Genomic DNA, 14,619 nt, shown 5'->3' with positions numbered 1-14,619 from the left:
AATGGAAAGCTTTCGCGAGATCAACCCCCGGACATGACGAAGGCCGCCCCACACCTGGGACGGCCTTCTCAAGAATGTTCTGCGCGATTGTACGCTGGCTCGCTTCGCCTTATCGGCGGAGACCCAGGCGAGCGATCAGCGAGCGGTAACGCTCGATGTCGACGCTCTGGAGGTAGCCGAGCAGACGACGGCGCTGACCCACGAGCAGGAACAGGCCACGACGCGAGTGGTGGTCGTGCTTGTGCTCCTTCAGGTGCTCGGTGAGGTCCTTGATGCGCTGCGTCAGCATCGCGGCCTGCACCTCGGGGGATCCGGTGTCACCGGGGTGCGTCGCGTACTCTTCGATGATCGCCTTCTTGACGTCTGCTTCCAGTGCCATAGATTCGATCCCCTCTCTGCTTGTTGCGCGGCGCCCGACGCCTGATGCGAGGGCTCTCTTTATCCGCGGCCGATCGAACGGCAACCTGAAGAGTCTACCAGGACTCGATGGCGCTGCGTGACCGCCGGCGGCCTCCGCTTCGCGCACCTCGGATACGCTCGGACCATGCACGACAGGCACGCGGCGTGAGCACGGCTCGCAGTCATCTGATCGATCTCAGCCCACTGAAGGCCAGCCCGGCGTTCGCCCGCATGTGGACCGGGTCCGTGCTCGCCGGCATCGGCGGTCAGCTCACGATCGTGACCGTGATGCTGCACGTGTTCGCACTCACCGGAAGCACCTTCGCGGTCTCGATGATCGCCGTGGCGGGTCTCGTGCCGATGATCCTCGCCGGCCTCTACGGCGGGATGCTCGCCGATTCGTTCGACCGGCGCCGCGTCGCGCTGGTCGCCGCGACCGTGACCTTCGCCTCGACCGCCCTGCTCGCCGCTCTCACCTGGACGGGCGCCGAGACGATCTGGTGGCTGTACATCCTGAGCATCGTCAACTCGGCCGCGAACTCCGTCGGGATGGCGACCCGCACTGCCATCGTGCCGCGCCTCATCCCCCGGGACCTGCTGGCCGCGGCATCTGCGCTCAACGGCGTCGCCTTCGGACTCACCGTGATGGCGGGCCCCGCCCTGGCGGGCGTCCTCGTCGCCCTCACGGGATACGGATGGACCTACACGATCGACGTCGTCCTGATGCTCTCGATGTTCCTCGGCCTCTGGACCCTTCCGGCGCTGCGCCCTGAGGGCGAGATCGTGCGCCCAGGACTCGCGTCCCTGGTCGACGGATGGAGATTCCTGAAGCGAGCGAGCAACATCCGCACGCAGTACGTCATGGACATCATCGCGATGACCTTCGGACAGCCGCTCGTGCTGTTCCCGGCCCTCGGCACCGTGCTGCTCGGCGGCGGGGCGGTGACCACAGGCATCCTCACGGCGGCGGTCGCCGTCGGGACGTTCGCCTCGAGCCTGTTCTCGGGCCGCGTGGTGCAGTACCGCTGGCACGGTCGAGGGATCGAGCGGGCGGTCGAGGCGTACGGCGCATCGATCCTCGCCTTCGGCGTGGTGCTGCTGATCGGCGCGTTCTCGAACCCCGCGACGGAGAAGATCCCGAACGTGATGCTGAGCGTCGCCGCCTGCATCGCTCTCGCGCTGTCCGGCGCCTCAGACAACGTCAGCTCGATCTATCGGAACACGATGATGCAGGCAGCGGTACCGGACACGATGCGCGGACGGCTGCAGGGCGTCTTCATCATCGTCGTCGCCGGCGGACCACGGATCGGTGCGCTGTACGCCGGAACGCTCGCCTCGATCACGACGCTGTGGTTCCCGCCTCTGCTCGGAGGATTCCTGGTGATCACCCTCGTCGCGATGCTCGCTCGACGCAGCTCACGGTTCCGCACCTACGATGCAGAGAACCCCGAGCCCTGAGGGCCCGGGGTTCTCGAGATCACCTGGTGATCAGTCCTGCTGCAGAGCGCCCTGCAGGTCGAGGCTGATCGTGACATCCTTGCCGACGAGCACGCCGCCGGTCTCGAGCGCCGCGTTCCAGGTCAGACCGAAGTCCTCGCGGTTGATGACGGTCTTCGCCGAGGCGCCGGCCTTGTAGTTGCCCCACGGGTCGGAGCCGAAGCCACCGAAGTCGAGTTCGAAGCTGACCGGCTTGGTGATGCCGCGGATCGTCAGGTCCCCGTCGACGAAGAGCTCGCCACCCTCGGCGCGCGCGCCGGTGGAGACGAACTCCATGGTCGGGAAGTTCTCGGTGTCGAAGAAGTCGCCGGAGCGGAGGTGTGTGTCGCGGCCTTCGTCCTTCGTGTCGATCGAGGTGACGTCGACGCTCGCCTCGACGCGGGCCTCGAGGGGGTTCTCGGGAGCGATGAGCGTCGCGCTCTTCACGCCGAAGGTGCCGCGCACCTTGGAGATCATCATGTGACGGACGCTGAAGGTGACCTCGCTGTGCGACGGGTCGAGCACCCAGGTGCCTGCGCGGTAGCCGGGAATGTCGATGGTGGTCATGGTTTCTCCTCTGGAGACATCAGCCGCACTGTGCGGCAACGGATGAGGGGCCGTGTTCACGGCGTCACGGGTTACAACTTACATGCAGATGCATGTATTCCCCTGAATGCGGAAGTTCTTCGTCGTCGTACGACGAAGGCGCCGGACCCTCAAGGGCACGGCGCCTTCCTGTGTCGAGCGGCTCAGCCGACGGCGACGAGGTCGATGATGAAGATGAGGGTCTTGCCGGACAGGAAGTGTCCACCTCCGACGGGGCCGTAGGCCAGGTGCGGCGGGATGACGAGCTCGCGACGACCGCCGACCTTCATGCCGGGGATGCCGTCCTGCCAGCCCTGGATCAGGCCACGGAGCGGGAACTGGATGGTCTCGCCGCGACCCCACGAGGAGTCGAACTCCTCGCCGGATTCGAACTCGACACCGGCGTAGTGCACGGTGACGGTGTCGCCGGGCTTCGCCTCGGTGCCGTCTCCTTCGATGATGTCGCGGATCACGAGCTCCGCGGGAGCGGGACCGGTGGGGGCGTCGAACTCAGGCTTTGTGCGATCAGTCATGTTTCCATCCAACCCGAGTCCTCGGGCACGGGTCAACGCGGTGACGACTGCTCAGAGCGAACACCAGGCTTCGAGGGAAGCGGAAGTCGGCCGCCGGCTTACGCGAAGGTCTTGACACTCGCGCACACCGGGTGCACCCTGTTTACAGATCAACTCAGCGCCCGGTAGACATGCAGGCATCGCCGCAGCACCGGGCGCTGAGTCTGTCACCGGACGATGTGCCGGGCCGACGTCAGATTCCGGCGGGATCGACCTGGTCCGCGTATCCGATGAGGATGGATGCGAGCTCCTCAGGCCGACTCAGAGCGACGCAGTGACTCCCCCGGATCTCATCCGCGACGACGCCGAGGCGTGTCCGCGCGAGCTCACGCAGGAAGGCCGGTGGGAAGAATCTGTCCTCCGTGCACACGACGACATGTGTCGGCACGCTAGGCCACGACGTCAGCGGCCAGACAGCGGCCATCGCGGCTGCGGAGGGATGCGCACGTTCTCGCCGCATCGCCTCCTCCGCCAGCGGGTGGGGAACGTCGTGATAGAACCCCACGAACGGATCGCTGTTTCCGGTGAGTCCGCCGTCGACAGCGGCCTGCGCGTCAGCGGCCTCGCCGAAACCGGTGTTCTGCCACCACTCATCGGGTGACTCCCCAGGGTCGGGGATCATCGCCGCGAGCATCACGAGGGCGTCAGCCGACAGCCTCTCGGCGACGATCGGGGCCGTGAATCCGCCGAACGAGTGGCCGACCACGATCCCGCCGCGGAGCCCGTCCACCGCCGACACCACGGCATCCGCGTAGTCGTCGAGCGTGAGCGACTCATCATCGCCGGGCAGGTCAGGGGCGAAGACCTCGTGCCCGCGCTCCCGCAGCACCGCCGCGACCAGATGCCATGACCACGCCGTGTCTCCTGCACCGTGCACGAGGACGAAGGCGGCCATGGCGGTTCTCCTGTCTCAGTAGGCCAGCAGCGCAGCTCTGGTGGCTCGTGTCCGTGCGAGCAGGGCCTGCTCATCCGCCGGAGCCATCGGATCGCGCCCAGTGATGGCGCGCTGGCGGACGGATGCGAGCGTCGTCGCGTCCTTGATGAACTCCCGCATGAGCGGGCGGCGGTCTCCCCGCAGCTGCGAGGCCCAGCCGAGCCCCGTCTTGCGCCCGGCAGGCGTCGCCAGCATGGTGACCTCTTCGGGCGTGAACCACCCGGCTGCGGCGTAGTCGCCGAGGCGCGCCCTGGTGAGACGAGACTCCTCACGTCGGAGAGCGATGATCCCGAAGATGAAGCCGACGAAAAGCGGCACCTGGAGCACGAAGTACAGCAGGAAGAAGTTCGCGAACGACGAGCCGTTCCACAGACCGTGCAGGAACATCGCGCCGAGCATCCCGAGCAGACCGAATCCGAGTACGGCCCCCGTGGACGCATGACGCCGGGCCGCCAGGCCGATCGCGAGGCCGGTCAACGAGGTGAACATGGCATGCGCGAACGGCGACATGATCGCGCGCAGGATGAAGGTCACCGTCAGCTGCTCGCCGCCGCCCTCGATCAGACTGATCGCGAAGTACTGGATGTTCTCGGTGAATGCGAACCCCGCGCCCACGAGAGCGCCGTACACGACGCCGTCGACCGGACCGTCGAAGGCGCGACGGGCGATGAGGAAGATCAGGAAGACGCCGAAGCCCTTCCAGAACTCCTCGACGACGGGCGCCTGGATGACGGCACCTGCGACCTCTCCCCTGAACCCGAAGACCGCGGTCAGCCCGAGATCGACGAGGAGGGTGAGTCCCACGGCCGCGATCGCTCCCCACGCGATCGCGAAGAACACGAGGGACTTCGGCTCGGGTTCCCACCGGTCGATCATCCGGACGACGAAGAAGACGATCGCGAGCGGGACGAGGGCGAGAACCAGACCGATGATCGATGCGAGCGGGCCGAGGAACAGTCCGAAGTACGCGATCAGGGCGAGCAGCAACAGTCCGAGGAAGCCGAACAGCGAGTACAGGGCGATGCGACCACCGCGGCGGGCGGCGGGGAGCGCGGGCAGCCCCTGCGCGGGAGAAGGTGCGGCGGGCGCGGGCGGGGAGTAAGGAGTGGGCTGAGCGAGCACGGACGCATACGCGGGACGCTGCGAGAACTGCGCGGGCATGTAGTTCGACTGCGCGTACTGCTGGGCGGAGTACTGCTGCGGTGCCGACGGCTGATATCCCGGCTGCTGCTGTGCGTATCCGGGCTGCTGCTGTGCGTATCCCGGCTGCTGCTGTGCGTATCCCGGCTGCTGCGGCGGGTGTGCCTGCTGCTGCGGCGGGTGCGCCTGCTGCTGCGGCGCGACCGGAGGCTGTTGCGGCGCGGGCGGCGGCGTGTACGGCGATGGCTGGGACGGTCCTCCGGAACTCATAGGCAAAAGCATAGGGTGAACAACCAACTTCCCCGCGGTATGGCGACTTCCTCCAGCAATTCCCGCGCCTCACCGGATAGCGTAGAAGCATGCGGTTCGCTCATCTGCGTCGTGCCGACTCTCCCGCTGCGCATCTCGCAGTGGTGGAGGGTGCCGACGCCATCCTCGTCTCCGATCTCCTTCCCGACCCCCCTGCCTCTCTGCAGCAGCTGATCGAAGGCGGAGAGCAGATGCTCGCCGCACTGCGATCGGCTCTCACGGGCAGCGGCGCACCTCGGCATCCGCTCGACGCCTGGGAGTTCGCCTCCGCCGTGATCGCTCCCCCCGCAGTCCTCGCGGTCGGGCTCAACTACGCGGCCCACTCGAGCGAGCTCGGCCTGAAGACCGACGCGGCGCCGACTGTCTTCACCCTCTGGCCGAACTCCCTCACCGGGCACGAACAGACCACATCGTGGCCGCGCGCGCTGAGCGAGGCCGTCGACTACGAGGCCGAGCTCGGGGTCCTGATCGGCACGCCGGCCAAGGACGTCACCGAAGCAGAGGCTCTCTCGCACGTGTGGGGCTACACGGTCGTCAATGACATCACCGCACGTAACGTCCAGTTCTCCGAGGCGCAGTGGTCTCGCTGCAAGTCGTTCGACGGATTCACACCGACCGGTCCTTTCGCCGTCACGGCCGACGAGATCGCCGACCCGCAGGACCTGCACATCTGGGCCGTCGTCGACGGTCAGACCGTGCAGGACGCGAGCACGGATCAGATGGTGCGCTCGGTCGCGAAGCTCATCGCGCACCTCTCGCAGTCTCTGACGCTGCTGCCTGGCACGCTGATCTCGACCGGAAGCCCCGGCGGTGCCGGCTACTCCCGTGATCCGCAGATCTTCCTCCGCGATCGTTCGACGGTGACCGTCGGCATCGATGGCATCGGCGAGCTGACCACCCACTGCCGCGTCGAGGGCTGAACACCTCGCACGCATACGGAACGTGGAAGGGGCCCCGGCGGATATCCGCCGGGGCCCCTTCTGCGTGTGTCGTCAGATCTCGATGAGGTCCTCGGGGGCGATCACCGGGATCGCCGCAGTGATCGCCTCGAGCCCGGAGAGGCGCGCGGGTGACAGCTGCTTGATGACCTCTTCACGCGACATCAGACCGGCCTCGACGACCAGGTCGGCGACGTTGCGGTTCGTGAGAAGCGCGGTCTTGGCCAGCGCCGCCGCCGCCGCGTAGCCGATGAACGGAGTGAGTGCGGTGATGACGCCGACCGACGCTCCGACCATCGCTCCGAGGCGGTCGCGGTTCGCGGTGATGCCGTCGACGCAGTTCACGCGCAGCGTCCACATCGCCTGGCGCATCCAGGTGATCGACTGGAAGATCGAGTGCGCGATGACCGGCTCGAAGGCGTTGAGCTGCAGCTGGCCTGCCTCTGCCGCCATCGTCACGGTCATGTCCGCACCGGCGACGGCGAAGGCGACCTGGTTGACGACCTCGGGGATCACGGGGTTGACCTTGCCGGGCATGATGCTCGAACCCGCCTGCATCGCGGGCAGGTTGATCTCACCGAAACCGGCCTGCGGCCCCGACGACAGCAGACGCAGATCGTTGCAGATCTTCGACAGCTTCATCGCGTTGCGCTTCAGCGTCGACGAGAACGACATGAACGAGCCGGTGTCGCTGGTGGCCTCGACGAGGTCCGCGGAGGTCACCAGATCGAGCGAGGTGATCTCGCGCAGGTGCTTCAGCACCGCGGGCGCGTAGTCGACGTGGGTCGTGATGCCGGTGCCGATCGCCGTGGCGCCCATGTTGATCTCGAACATGAGCGACGCGTTCTCGGTGAGGCGCGTGTGGTCGAAGCCGAGCGTCGAGGCGAAACCGTGGAACTCCTGGCCGAGCGTCATCGGCACGGCGTCCTGCAGCTGCGTGCGCCCGACCTTGAGCACATCGTGGAACTCGTGCGACTTGTTGAGGAAGGACACGCGCAGCAGGTCGAGTTCCTCGAGCAGCGAGCGCAGGGTCAGCGACAGGCCGATCTTCACGGCGGTCGGGTACACGTCGTTGGTGGACTGGCTGCGGTTCGTGTGGTCGATCGGCGACAGGAACGCGTAGTCGCCCTTCTCATGGCCGGCGAGCTCGAGGGCGATGTTGGTGATGACCTCATTGGCGTTCATGTTGGTCGACGTACCGGCGCCGCCCTGGATGACGCCGACGGTGAACTGGTCGTGGAACTCCCCGTCGATCACGCGCTGCGCCGCACGGTCGATCAGGTCCGCCCGCTCGGCATCGAGGACGCCGATCTCGCGGTTCGCCCGCGCACTCGCCTGCTTGACCATCGCGAGAGCGACGATCAGGTCGGGGTAGACCGAGATCGGACGCTTGGTGATCGGGAAGTTCGCGTCGGCGCGAGCGGTGTGGATCCCCCAGTACGCGTCGGCGGGAATCTCCATGCTCCCGAGCGAATCGGTCTCGGTACGGGTGAGGGCAGGCGCGGCAGAAGCCATGTCACATCCTTGTGGGTAGTGGCGAGTGTGTGATGCGGGGGATGCACCCAGTCTACGCCCGAGTGCATGCGCCGACAGGGATACGACGGCGCGTCAGCGTTTGCGCGAGAAGGCTTGGAGCCGCTCTTCCGGGCTGAGCCTCGCCATCCGCTCGAGCCACGCGGGCGAGAAATGGTCACCGGTCGGGGCATCGGTCACCGGAACGACGGTGTGCGTGATCGTGTCGGGTCGCACATGCACGATCTGGAACGCCTGCGCCGCGTCCATCCCGTTCACGTCGGCCGCTGGCCCGGCGACGTTCATCGTGTAGCACGTCGCCGACGAGACGCTCACCGGCACCCCGGCGAAGGTTCCATGCGCGGAGTAGTGCAGATGGCCGGCGAGGATGCCGCGCACGTCACTCCCCCGGATGACCTCGGCGAGTTCGTCCTGATGCCGCAGCTCCAGGATGTCGAACAGCGGGACATGGCTCGGGAGGGGCGGATGATGCATCGCGAGCAGCGTGCCGTGCGGTGCGGGTTCACTGAGCACGTCGGCGAGCCACGCGAGCTGGCCGTCGTCGAGGTCGCCGTGATGCCAGCCGGGGACGCTCGTGTCCAGGGCGATCAGGCGCAGCCCGTTCAGGTCCCAGACACCGGTGATCGGCTCCTGGGTCGGTTCCTGGTCGAGCAGTCCTTCGCGCAGCGCCGGACGTTCGTCGTGGTTGCCCGCGACCCAGACGACCGGCGCGCCGAGCTCGCGCGCCACCGGTTCGACGGCGGCGCGCAGGCGCCGATAGGCATCGGGCTCCCCGAGGTCCGTGAGATCGCCCGTGATGACGATCGCTGAGGGATGCGGGTGCACGATCCGGATCGCATCGAGCGTGCGGGCGAAGTTCGACTCGACGTCGTAGCGGCCGCCGAGACTCGCGCCACCGGCGAGGAAATGCGGATCGCTCACGTGGATGATCACGTGGGACGCCGGCTCGTGACGGCCGAAGACGAACTCGGAGTCGGAGTGCGCTGACATGACATCAGCCTAGGTGCGACGCCGACATCGGAACGAGCAGCGGCACCACATCAGCTGTAGTAGTCGAGATAGGGTTCCTGCATGGCGAAGAACCAGACCAGACGACGACTGATCGCGGATGCCGGGCTCACGGTGCTCGCGACGGAGGGTTCCCGCGGCCTCACGCATCGAGCCGTCGACCTCGTCGCCGGCGTCCCCGTCGGCACGACGTCGAACTACTTCCGGAGTCGCGATTCGCTGGTGGAAGGGCTCGTCGAGCGCATCGGAGAGCGTCTCTCCCCCAGTGAGGACGATCTCGCTCGACGGTCATCCGAAGCGCCGAGCAGGGAGCTGTTCGCGGACTACATCCGCGACATCGTCCGACGTCTCACCGAGGATCGGGATGTGACGCTCGCCCTCTTCGAGCTACGACTCGAGAGCAGCCGCCGACCAGAGGTCGCGGCGCTGCTCGGCGCATGGCAGCGGGCCGGCTTCGCGGGAGACGTCGAGTTCAACTCATCTGCGGGACTCCCGGGCGGACGCCGTGAGATCGCGCTGTTCCACTACGCGATCGACGGACTCATGCTCGATCGGCTCACCACTCCGATCGACCCTGACACCTCGACGGATGACATCGTCGACGACCTCGTCGCAGGGCTGCTGCGCTGAGGAGACCGGCTCTCGGCGGCCGGGTCAGTGCCCGACGACGATGATGAGGATGCCGGCCACGACCGCCACCGCGCACAGTGCGAAGCATCCGTAGGCGCCGAAGAGCGCCACGCGCCGCTGCCCGTCGGTCAGAGGGCTCTTCTTCGCAGCCTTGGCTGCCTGCTTCGCGGCGCGCTTGAGCTCTTTCTCGGTGATCACGGTGATCGCATCGGTGAACTCGGCAGGGCTCACGACAGGCGCACGACCGCTGCGGACCAGCAGACGGAGCCCGAAGGCGTAGAACGTCACGACGGCGCAGGCGCCGACGAGCGCCGCGATGAACACCTGGATGAACGCGCTCCAGTCGATGTCGACGCTCACTTCGACTCCTCGCTGCTCGCCGTCTCGGCGTCTTCGATCTTCGTCGCGGGCTCCCCGCTCTTCGCCGCCTTCTTGGCGGCCTTCGCCCTCGCATCGGCCTTCGCGTCGGCCTTCGCCTTGGCATCGGCCTTCGCCTGGACCTTGAGCTGCTCTCGCGCCTCAGCGCGAGCCTTCGCCTCGGCCTTGGCATCGGCGATGCGCTGCTGACGGCGGGTGAGAGGGGTGGTGTCGGGGTGCTCGATCGCGAGCCCCGATTCCGCCACATCGCTCATCGCGTTCGCGGGGGTCACCGCGTCCTTGCGCGAACGCAGGAAGAGTCCGATGATGACCGCGAGAGCCAGCACGGTGTCGATCGCGATGCCCCAGTTGCCGAGCCACGTGATCAGGAGCGCAGCGAGGGCGCCGACGGCACCGGCGGCCGGAAGCGTGAGCAGCCAGCCGATCGCGATGCGACCGGCAGTGCGCCACCGCACAGTCGAACCACGACGGCCGAGACCGGATCCGATCACGGATCCCGATGCGACCTGCGTCGTCGAGAGAGCGAAGCCGAAGGCGCTGGACGCGAGGATCGTCGCGGCGGTCGAGCTCTCGGCCGAGAAGCCCTGTGCGGGCTTGACCTCGGTGAGGCCCTTGCCGAGCGTGCGGATGATGCGCCAGCCGCCGAGGTAGGTGCCGAGCGCGATCGTGACCGCGCAGGCGATGATGACCCAGAGATGCGGGTCGGCCTGCGAGCTGCTCTGCCAGCCGACGGTGATGAGCGCGAGGGTGATGACGCCCATGGTCTTCTGCGCGTCGTTCGTGCCGTGCGCGAGCGCCACCAGCGAGGACGTGAAGATCTGGCCCCAGCGGAAGCCGTCACGCCCGTCGGGCTTGCCGTCGTAGCGTCGCGTGATCGAGTACGCGAGCTTCGTGGCGGCGAACGCGATGATGCCTGCGGTCAGCGGGGCGATGAGAGCGGGGAGGATGATCTTCGACAGCACCATGCCGAAGTCGATTCCGCCGACACCGACTCCGATCAGGGTGGCCCCGATGAGGCCGCCGAAGAGCGCGTGGGAGGAGCTCGACGGCAGCCCGAGCAGCCAGGTGAGCATGTTCCAGGTGATCGCGCCGATGAGACCGGCGAAGATCATCGGCAGGAACACATCGCCTTGGATGGTGTCCTCGCGGATGATCCCGTGCGACACGGTCTTGGAGACCTCAGTCGAGAGGAACGCACCGACCAGGTTCAGGACCGCAGCGAGAAGCACCGCGGTCTTGGGCTTGAGAGCACCCGTCGCGATGGGCGTCGCCATCGCGTTCGCGGTGTCGTGGAACCCGTTGGTGAAATCGAAGAAGAGTGCCAGCAGGATAACCAGCACGACGATGAGGGCTGCGGTTTCCACCGTTCGCTTTCGGTCGTTGAGGAAGAAGGAGGTGTCGACGTGATCGACGTGACGAACGAAGAGTTCACCGTGGGTTTGACTTCCGTTAACCGGCCCCGGGCAATCCTCCCACCCTGTCGGGTGCCGGTCAACTCGACCTGGGCTAGCGTGGAAGCCGTGACTGATGCCCCGATCGCAGACCGCCGCTCGACACTCCGCACTCACCACGGAGACACCTTCGACGATCCGTACGAATGGCTGCGGGAGAAGGACTCACCCGAGGTGATCGCGCATCTCGAAGCCGAGAACGCGCACACCGAGTCCGAGCTCTCGCACCTCGCCGAACTGCGCGAAACGCTGTTCCAGGAGATCAAGGGCCGAGTACAGGAGACGGACCTCTCCGTGCCGACTCGGCGCGGAGACTGGTGGTACTACAGCCGCACCGAAGAAGGCGCCCAGTACGGCATCCACTGCCGCACCGCGGCTGCTGAGGGCGACTGGACTCCCCCGATGCTCGAACCGGGGGTGCCGGTGCCCGGTGAGACCGTGCTGCTCGACGGCAACGTCGAGGCGGAGGGCCACGAGTTCTTCTCGCTCGGCGCGTTCGACACCTCCGACGACGCCACGAAGCTGCTCTGGGCGACGGATTTCGAGGGCGACGAGCTCTACACGGTCCACGTCCGCGATCTCGTCACCGGAGAGACCCTCGCCGACGAGATCCCCGACACGGGCGGCGCGTTCTTCACCCCGGACGGCACCGGGATCCTCTACACGACCAGGGACGACGCCTGGCGCCCCGACACCCTGTGGCTGCACCGCCTCGGCACGCCCGTGGCCGAGGATGTGAAGCTCTTCCACGAGCCCGATGAGAAGTATTGGCTGGGCGCCGGCATCACCCGCAGCCGCAGGTACCTGGTGATCGCCGTCGGCTCCAGCATCACGAGCGAGGAGTACCTCGTCGATCTCTCGGGCGATCTGACCGCGCCGCCGGAGATCATCTGGCCCCGGCGTGAGGGCGTCGAGTACTCGCTCGAGCACGCGGTCGTCGACGGAGAGGATCGCCTGTACATCCTCCACAACGACGGCGCTCTGGACTTCGAGCTCGTCTCGGTCGCCGCATCCGCCCCTCAGGGCGAGCGCCGTGTCGTCCTGGCGCACGAACCGGGGCGCCGACTACTCGGCATGGATGCGTTCCGCGACTTCGCCACGGTCGAGTACCGCCGTGAAGGACTCGAGCGCGTCGGGCTGCTCGACTACTCGACGGATGCCGTGGAGGACATCGTCTTCGACGAGCCGCTGTACTCGGCCGGTGTCAGCGGCAACCCGGAATGGCACTCGCCGTACCTGCGCCTCGGCTACACCTCGTTCGTCACACCCGGCACCGTATACGAGTTGAACCTCGCGACGCGCGAGCTCGAACTCCGCAAGCAGGTAGCCGTCCTCGGCGGGTACGACCCGATCGACTACGGTCAGCAGCGCGCCTGGGCCACCGCATCCGACGGCACCCGGGTGCCGATCTCTCTCGTCTGGAAGCGCTCCTTCGGCGATCCGGGCTCCGAAGCCCGCCCCGTGCACCTCTACGGCTACGGGTCGTACGAGCACTCGATCGACCCCGGCTTCTCGGTCGCCCGGCTGTCGGAACTCGATCGGGGCATTGTCTTCGCCGTCGCCCACGTGCGCGGTGGCGGCGAGATGGGACGACAGTGGTACGAGGATGGCAAGCTGCTGAGCAAGCGCAACACGTTCACCGACTTCGTCGCGTGCGCGGAGCACCTCATCGCACAGGGCATCACGACGCCTGAGACGCTGGTCGCGGAGGGCGGCAGCGCCGGCGGTCTGCTCATGGGAGCCGTCACGAACCTCGCGCCCGAGCTCTTCGCCGGAGTCCTGGCCGCCGTTCCGTTCGTCGACGCGCTCACGACGATCCTCGACCCCTCGCTCCCGCTGACGGTGATCGAGTGGGACGAATGGGGCGACCCGCTGCACGGCGCCGACGTCTACGAGTACATGAAGTCGTACTCGCCGTACGAGAACGTGCGCGACGGCGTCGAGTATCCCCGCATCCTTGCCGTCACGTCGCTCAACGACACCCGCGTGCTCTACGTCGAGCCGGCCAAGTGGATCGCGGCGCTGCGCGTCGCAGGAGCCTCGGACGCACTGCTCAAATGCGAGATGGTCGCCGGTCACGGTGGAGTGAGCGGGCGGTACAACTCGTGGAAGGAACGCGCCTTCGAGCTGGCCTGGATCCTCGACACGGTCGGGCTCGCCTCGCACTGACCGGCCTCAGCGACGAGAACGGGCCGATCCGGTGAGGATCGGCCCGTTCTCGCGAGTGAAGTCGGCTCAGCCGAACAGGGCCGCGGCTTCGTCGTAACGGCTGCGGGGAACCGTGTTCAGCTCGCCGAGGGCCTCAGCGAACGGGACCCGCACGATGTCGGTCCCCTGCATGGCGACCATCTGGCCCCACGCGCCGTCGACCAGTGCATCGGCGGCGTGCAGTCCGAGTCGCGTGGCGAGCACGCGGTCGAACGCCGAGGGCGATCCGCCGCGCTGGATGTGACCGAGGATCGTGGCGCGAGTCTCGATTCCGGTGATCCGCTCGATCGCCGGTGCGAGCTGGTCGCCGATGCCACCGAGACGAGGGCGGTTGAACGCGTCCAGCCCCTTGTCGCTGTATGCCTCGTCCATGCCGAGCAGCTTGAAGCCCTCGGAGACGACGACGAGCGGCGCGCGACCGCGATCGTGGGCGCTCGAGACGAGTTCGGTGATGTCGTCGATCGACATCGGGACCTCGGGGATGCAGATGGCGTGCGCGCCTGCCGCCATACCGGCGTGCAGCGCGATCCAGCCGACATGACGCCCCATGACCTCGGCGACCATGCACCGCTGGTGCGAGTCTCCGGTGGTGCGCAGCCGGTCCATCGCGTCGGTGGCGATGTTGACGGCCGTGTCGAAGCCGAACGAGTAGTCGGTGGCACGAAGGTCGTTGTCGATGGTCTTCGGCACACCGATGACGTTGATGCCGTCCTTCGCGAGACGATCGGCTGCAGCGAGCGTCCCCTCGCCGCCGATCGCGATGATGCCGTCGATCTTGTGACCGTAGAGCGTCTTGGCGATGTTCTCCGCGCCACCGCGCTCACCCTCGTACGGGTTGGTGCGGCTGGTGCCGAGGATCGTTCCGCCGACCTTGGACAGACCCTTCACCTCGTGCCGGGTGAGGGGGAAGAAATCTCCGTCGACGACTCCTCGCCATCCGTCGCGGATGCCGACGAACTCGAGGTCATACGTCGTGGTGCCCTTGAGCACGATGCCGCGGATCACCGCGTTGAGTCCGGGGCAGTCGCCACCGCTCGTCAGAATGCCGATCTTCATGC

At 67.1% G+C, this 14,619-nt stretch carries 14 protein-coding genes; 4 read left to right on the top strand and 10 right to left on the bottom strand.

Annotation, left to right across the window (positions count from 1 at the left end):
* Positions 1-109: 109 nt before the first annotated feature.
* Positions 110-379 carry a 30S ribosomal protein S15 gene (gene rpsO, locus OD997_RS01775; protein WP_017203073.1) on the bottom strand — a complete coding sequence of 90 codons (270 nt, stop codon included), beginning with the start codon at positions 377-379 and terminating at the stop codon, positions 110-112.
* A 185-nt stretch (positions 380-564) separates the two neighbouring features.
* On the opposite strand from rpsO, the gene OD997_RS01770 reads away from it, so the two are divergent.
* Positions 565-1,857 carry an MFS transporter gene (locus tag OD997_RS01770; protein ID WP_434330097.1) on the top strand — a complete coding sequence of 431 codons (1,293 nt, stop codon included), beginning with the start codon at positions 565-567 and terminating at the stop codon, positions 1,855-1,857.
* Between the two features lie 30 nt (positions 1,858-1,887).
* Here OD997_RS01770 and OD997_RS01765 read toward each other — a convergent pair whose 3' ends face one another.
* The 4 genes from OD997_RS01765 to OD997_RS01750 all read right to left on the bottom strand — a co-directional run bounded on the left by OD997_RS01765 (position 1,888) and on the right by OD997_RS01750 (position 5,376).
* Positions 1,888-2,442, bottom strand: coding sequence for a YceI family protein (locus tag OD997_RS01765; protein ID WP_045280511.1), 555 nt, complete (start codon positions 2,440-2,442; stop codon positions 1,888-1,890).
* Positions 2,443-2,624: 182 nt separating this feature from the next.
* Positions 2,625-2,993 carry an FKBP-type peptidyl-prolyl cis-trans isomerase gene (locus OD997_RS01760; protein WP_056308170.1) on the bottom strand — a complete coding sequence of 123 codons (369 nt, stop codon included), beginning with the start codon at positions 2,991-2,993 and terminating at the stop codon, positions 2,625-2,627.
* A gap of 232 nt (positions 2,994-3,225) precedes the next feature.
* Positions 3,226-3,927 carry an alpha/beta fold hydrolase gene (locus tag OD997_RS01755; RefSeq protein WP_434330096.1) on the bottom strand — a complete coding sequence of 234 codons (702 nt, stop codon included), beginning with the start codon at positions 3,925-3,927 and terminating at the stop codon, positions 3,226-3,228.
* Between the two features lie 15 nt (positions 3,928-3,942).
* A complete protein-coding gene (locus OD997_RS01750) occupies positions 3,943-5,376 on the bottom strand; it encodes a PrsW family intramembrane metalloprotease (RefSeq protein ID WP_434330095.1) in 1,434 nt (477 codons plus the stop codon).
* Positions 5,377-5,465: 89 nt separating this feature from the next.
* Here OD997_RS01750 and OD997_RS01745 point away from each other — a divergent pair, with 89 nt between their 5' ends.
* Positions 5,466-6,335: a fumarylacetoacetate hydrolase family protein gene (locus tag OD997_RS01745; RefSeq protein ID WP_434330094.1), complete on the top strand. Its 870-nt coding sequence runs from the start codon at positions 5,466-5,468 to the stop codon at positions 6,333-6,335.
* Positions 6,336-6,407: 72 nt separating this feature from the next.
* Here the strand turns inward: OD997_RS01745 and OD997_RS01740 are convergent, their stop codons facing one another.
* Entirely contained in the window at positions 6,408-7,868 is a 1,461-nt protein-coding gene (locus OD997_RS01740; protein WP_056308175.1) for an aspartate ammonia-lyase, read from the bottom strand.
* Between the two features lie 93 nt (positions 7,869-7,961).
* Entirely contained in the window at positions 7,962-8,876 is a 915-nt protein-coding gene (locus OD997_RS01735; RefSeq protein WP_434330093.1) for a metallophosphoesterase, read from the bottom strand.
* 81 nt (positions 8,877-8,957) lie between these two features.
* On the opposite strand from OD997_RS01735, the gene OD997_RS01730 reads away from it, so the two are divergent.
* Entirely contained in the window at positions 8,958-9,524 is a 567-nt protein-coding gene (locus OD997_RS01730) for a TetR/AcrR family transcriptional regulator (RefSeq protein ID WP_434330092.1), read from the top strand.
* 24 nt (positions 9,525-9,548) lie between these two features.
* Here OD997_RS01730 and OD997_RS01725 read toward each other — a convergent pair whose 3' ends face one another.
* Complete coding sequence (locus tag OD997_RS01725) at positions 9,549-9,884, bottom strand: peptidase (protein ID WP_434330091.1); 336 nt, start codon at positions 9,882-9,884, stop codon at positions 9,549-9,551.
* Positions 9,881-11,266, bottom strand: coding sequence for an inorganic phosphate transporter (locus tag OD997_RS01720; RefSeq protein ID WP_434330090.1), 1,386 nt, complete (start codon positions 11,264-11,266; stop codon positions 9,881-9,883). Before OD997_RS01720 ends, OD997_RS01725 begins: the two co-directional genes overlap by 4 nt.
* 156 nt (positions 11,267-11,422) lie before the next feature.
* Here OD997_RS01720 and OD997_RS01715 point away from each other — a divergent pair, with 156 nt between their 5' ends.
* On the top strand, positions 11,423-13,522 hold the full coding sequence (locus OD997_RS01715; RefSeq protein WP_434330089.1) for a S9 family peptidase: 2,100 nt from the start codon (positions 11,423-11,425) through the stop codon (positions 13,520-13,522).
* 66 nt (positions 13,523-13,588) lie between these two features.
* On the opposite strand, the gene OD997_RS01710 is transcribed toward OD997_RS01715, so the two are convergent.
* On the bottom strand, positions 13,589-14,617 hold the full coding sequence (locus tag OD997_RS01710) for an ATP-dependent 6-phosphofructokinase (protein WP_056308186.1): 1,029 nt from the start codon (positions 14,615-14,617) through the stop codon (positions 13,589-13,591).
* Positions 14,618-14,619: the final 2 nt, after the last annotated feature.

Origin of the sequence: Microbacterium sp. CGR1 (assembly GCF_051062835.1) — a bacterium.
GTDB lineage: Bacteria > Actinomycetota > Actinomycetes > Actinomycetales > Microbacteriaceae > Microbacterium.
The sequence above is the reverse complement of the archived record's forward strand: the minus strand, read 5'-3'. Positions and strand labels throughout refer to the sequence as shown.

Bases quoted from the DNA above. Each gene is read 5' to 3' on its own strand.
- OD997_RS01745 (WP_434330094.1), top strand. From the start codon at position 5,466: ATGCGGTTCGCTCATCTGCGTCGTGCCGACTCTCCCGCTGCGCATCTC.
- OD997_RS01760 (WP_056308170.1), bottom strand. From the start codon at position 2,993: ATGACTGATCGCACAAAGCCTGAGTTCGACGCCCCCACCGGTCCCGCT.
- OD997_RS01735 (WP_434330093.1), bottom strand. From the start codon at position 8,876: ATGTCAGCGCACTCCGACTCCGAGTTCGTCTTCGGCCGTCACGAGCCG.
- OD997_RS01710 (WP_056308186.1), bottom strand. From the start codon at position 14,617: ATGAAGATCGGCATTCTGACGAGCGGTGGCGACTGCCCCGGACTCAAC.
- OD997_RS01765 (WP_045280511.1), bottom strand. From the start codon at position 2,442: ATGACCACCATCGACATTCCCGGCTACCGCGCAGGCACCTGGGTGCTC.
- OD997_RS01755 (WP_434330096.1), bottom strand. From the start codon at position 3,927: ATGGCCGCCTTCGTCCTCGTGCACGGTGCAGGAGACACGGCGTGGTCA.
- OD997_RS01730 (WP_434330092.1), top strand. From the start codon at position 8,958: ATGGCGAAGAACCAGACCAGACGACGACTGATCGCGGATGCCGGGCTC.
- OD997_RS01740 (WP_056308175.1), bottom strand. From the start codon at position 7,868: ATGGCTTCTGCCGCGCCTGCCCTCACCCGTACCGAGACCGATTCGCTC.
- OD997_RS01750 (WP_434330095.1), bottom strand. From the start codon at position 5,376: ATGAGTTCCGGAGGACCGTCCCAGCCATCGCCGTACACGCCGCCGCCC.
- rpsO (WP_017203073.1), bottom strand. From the start codon at position 379: ATGGCACTGGAAGCAGACGTCAAGAAGGCGATCATCGAAGAGTACGCG.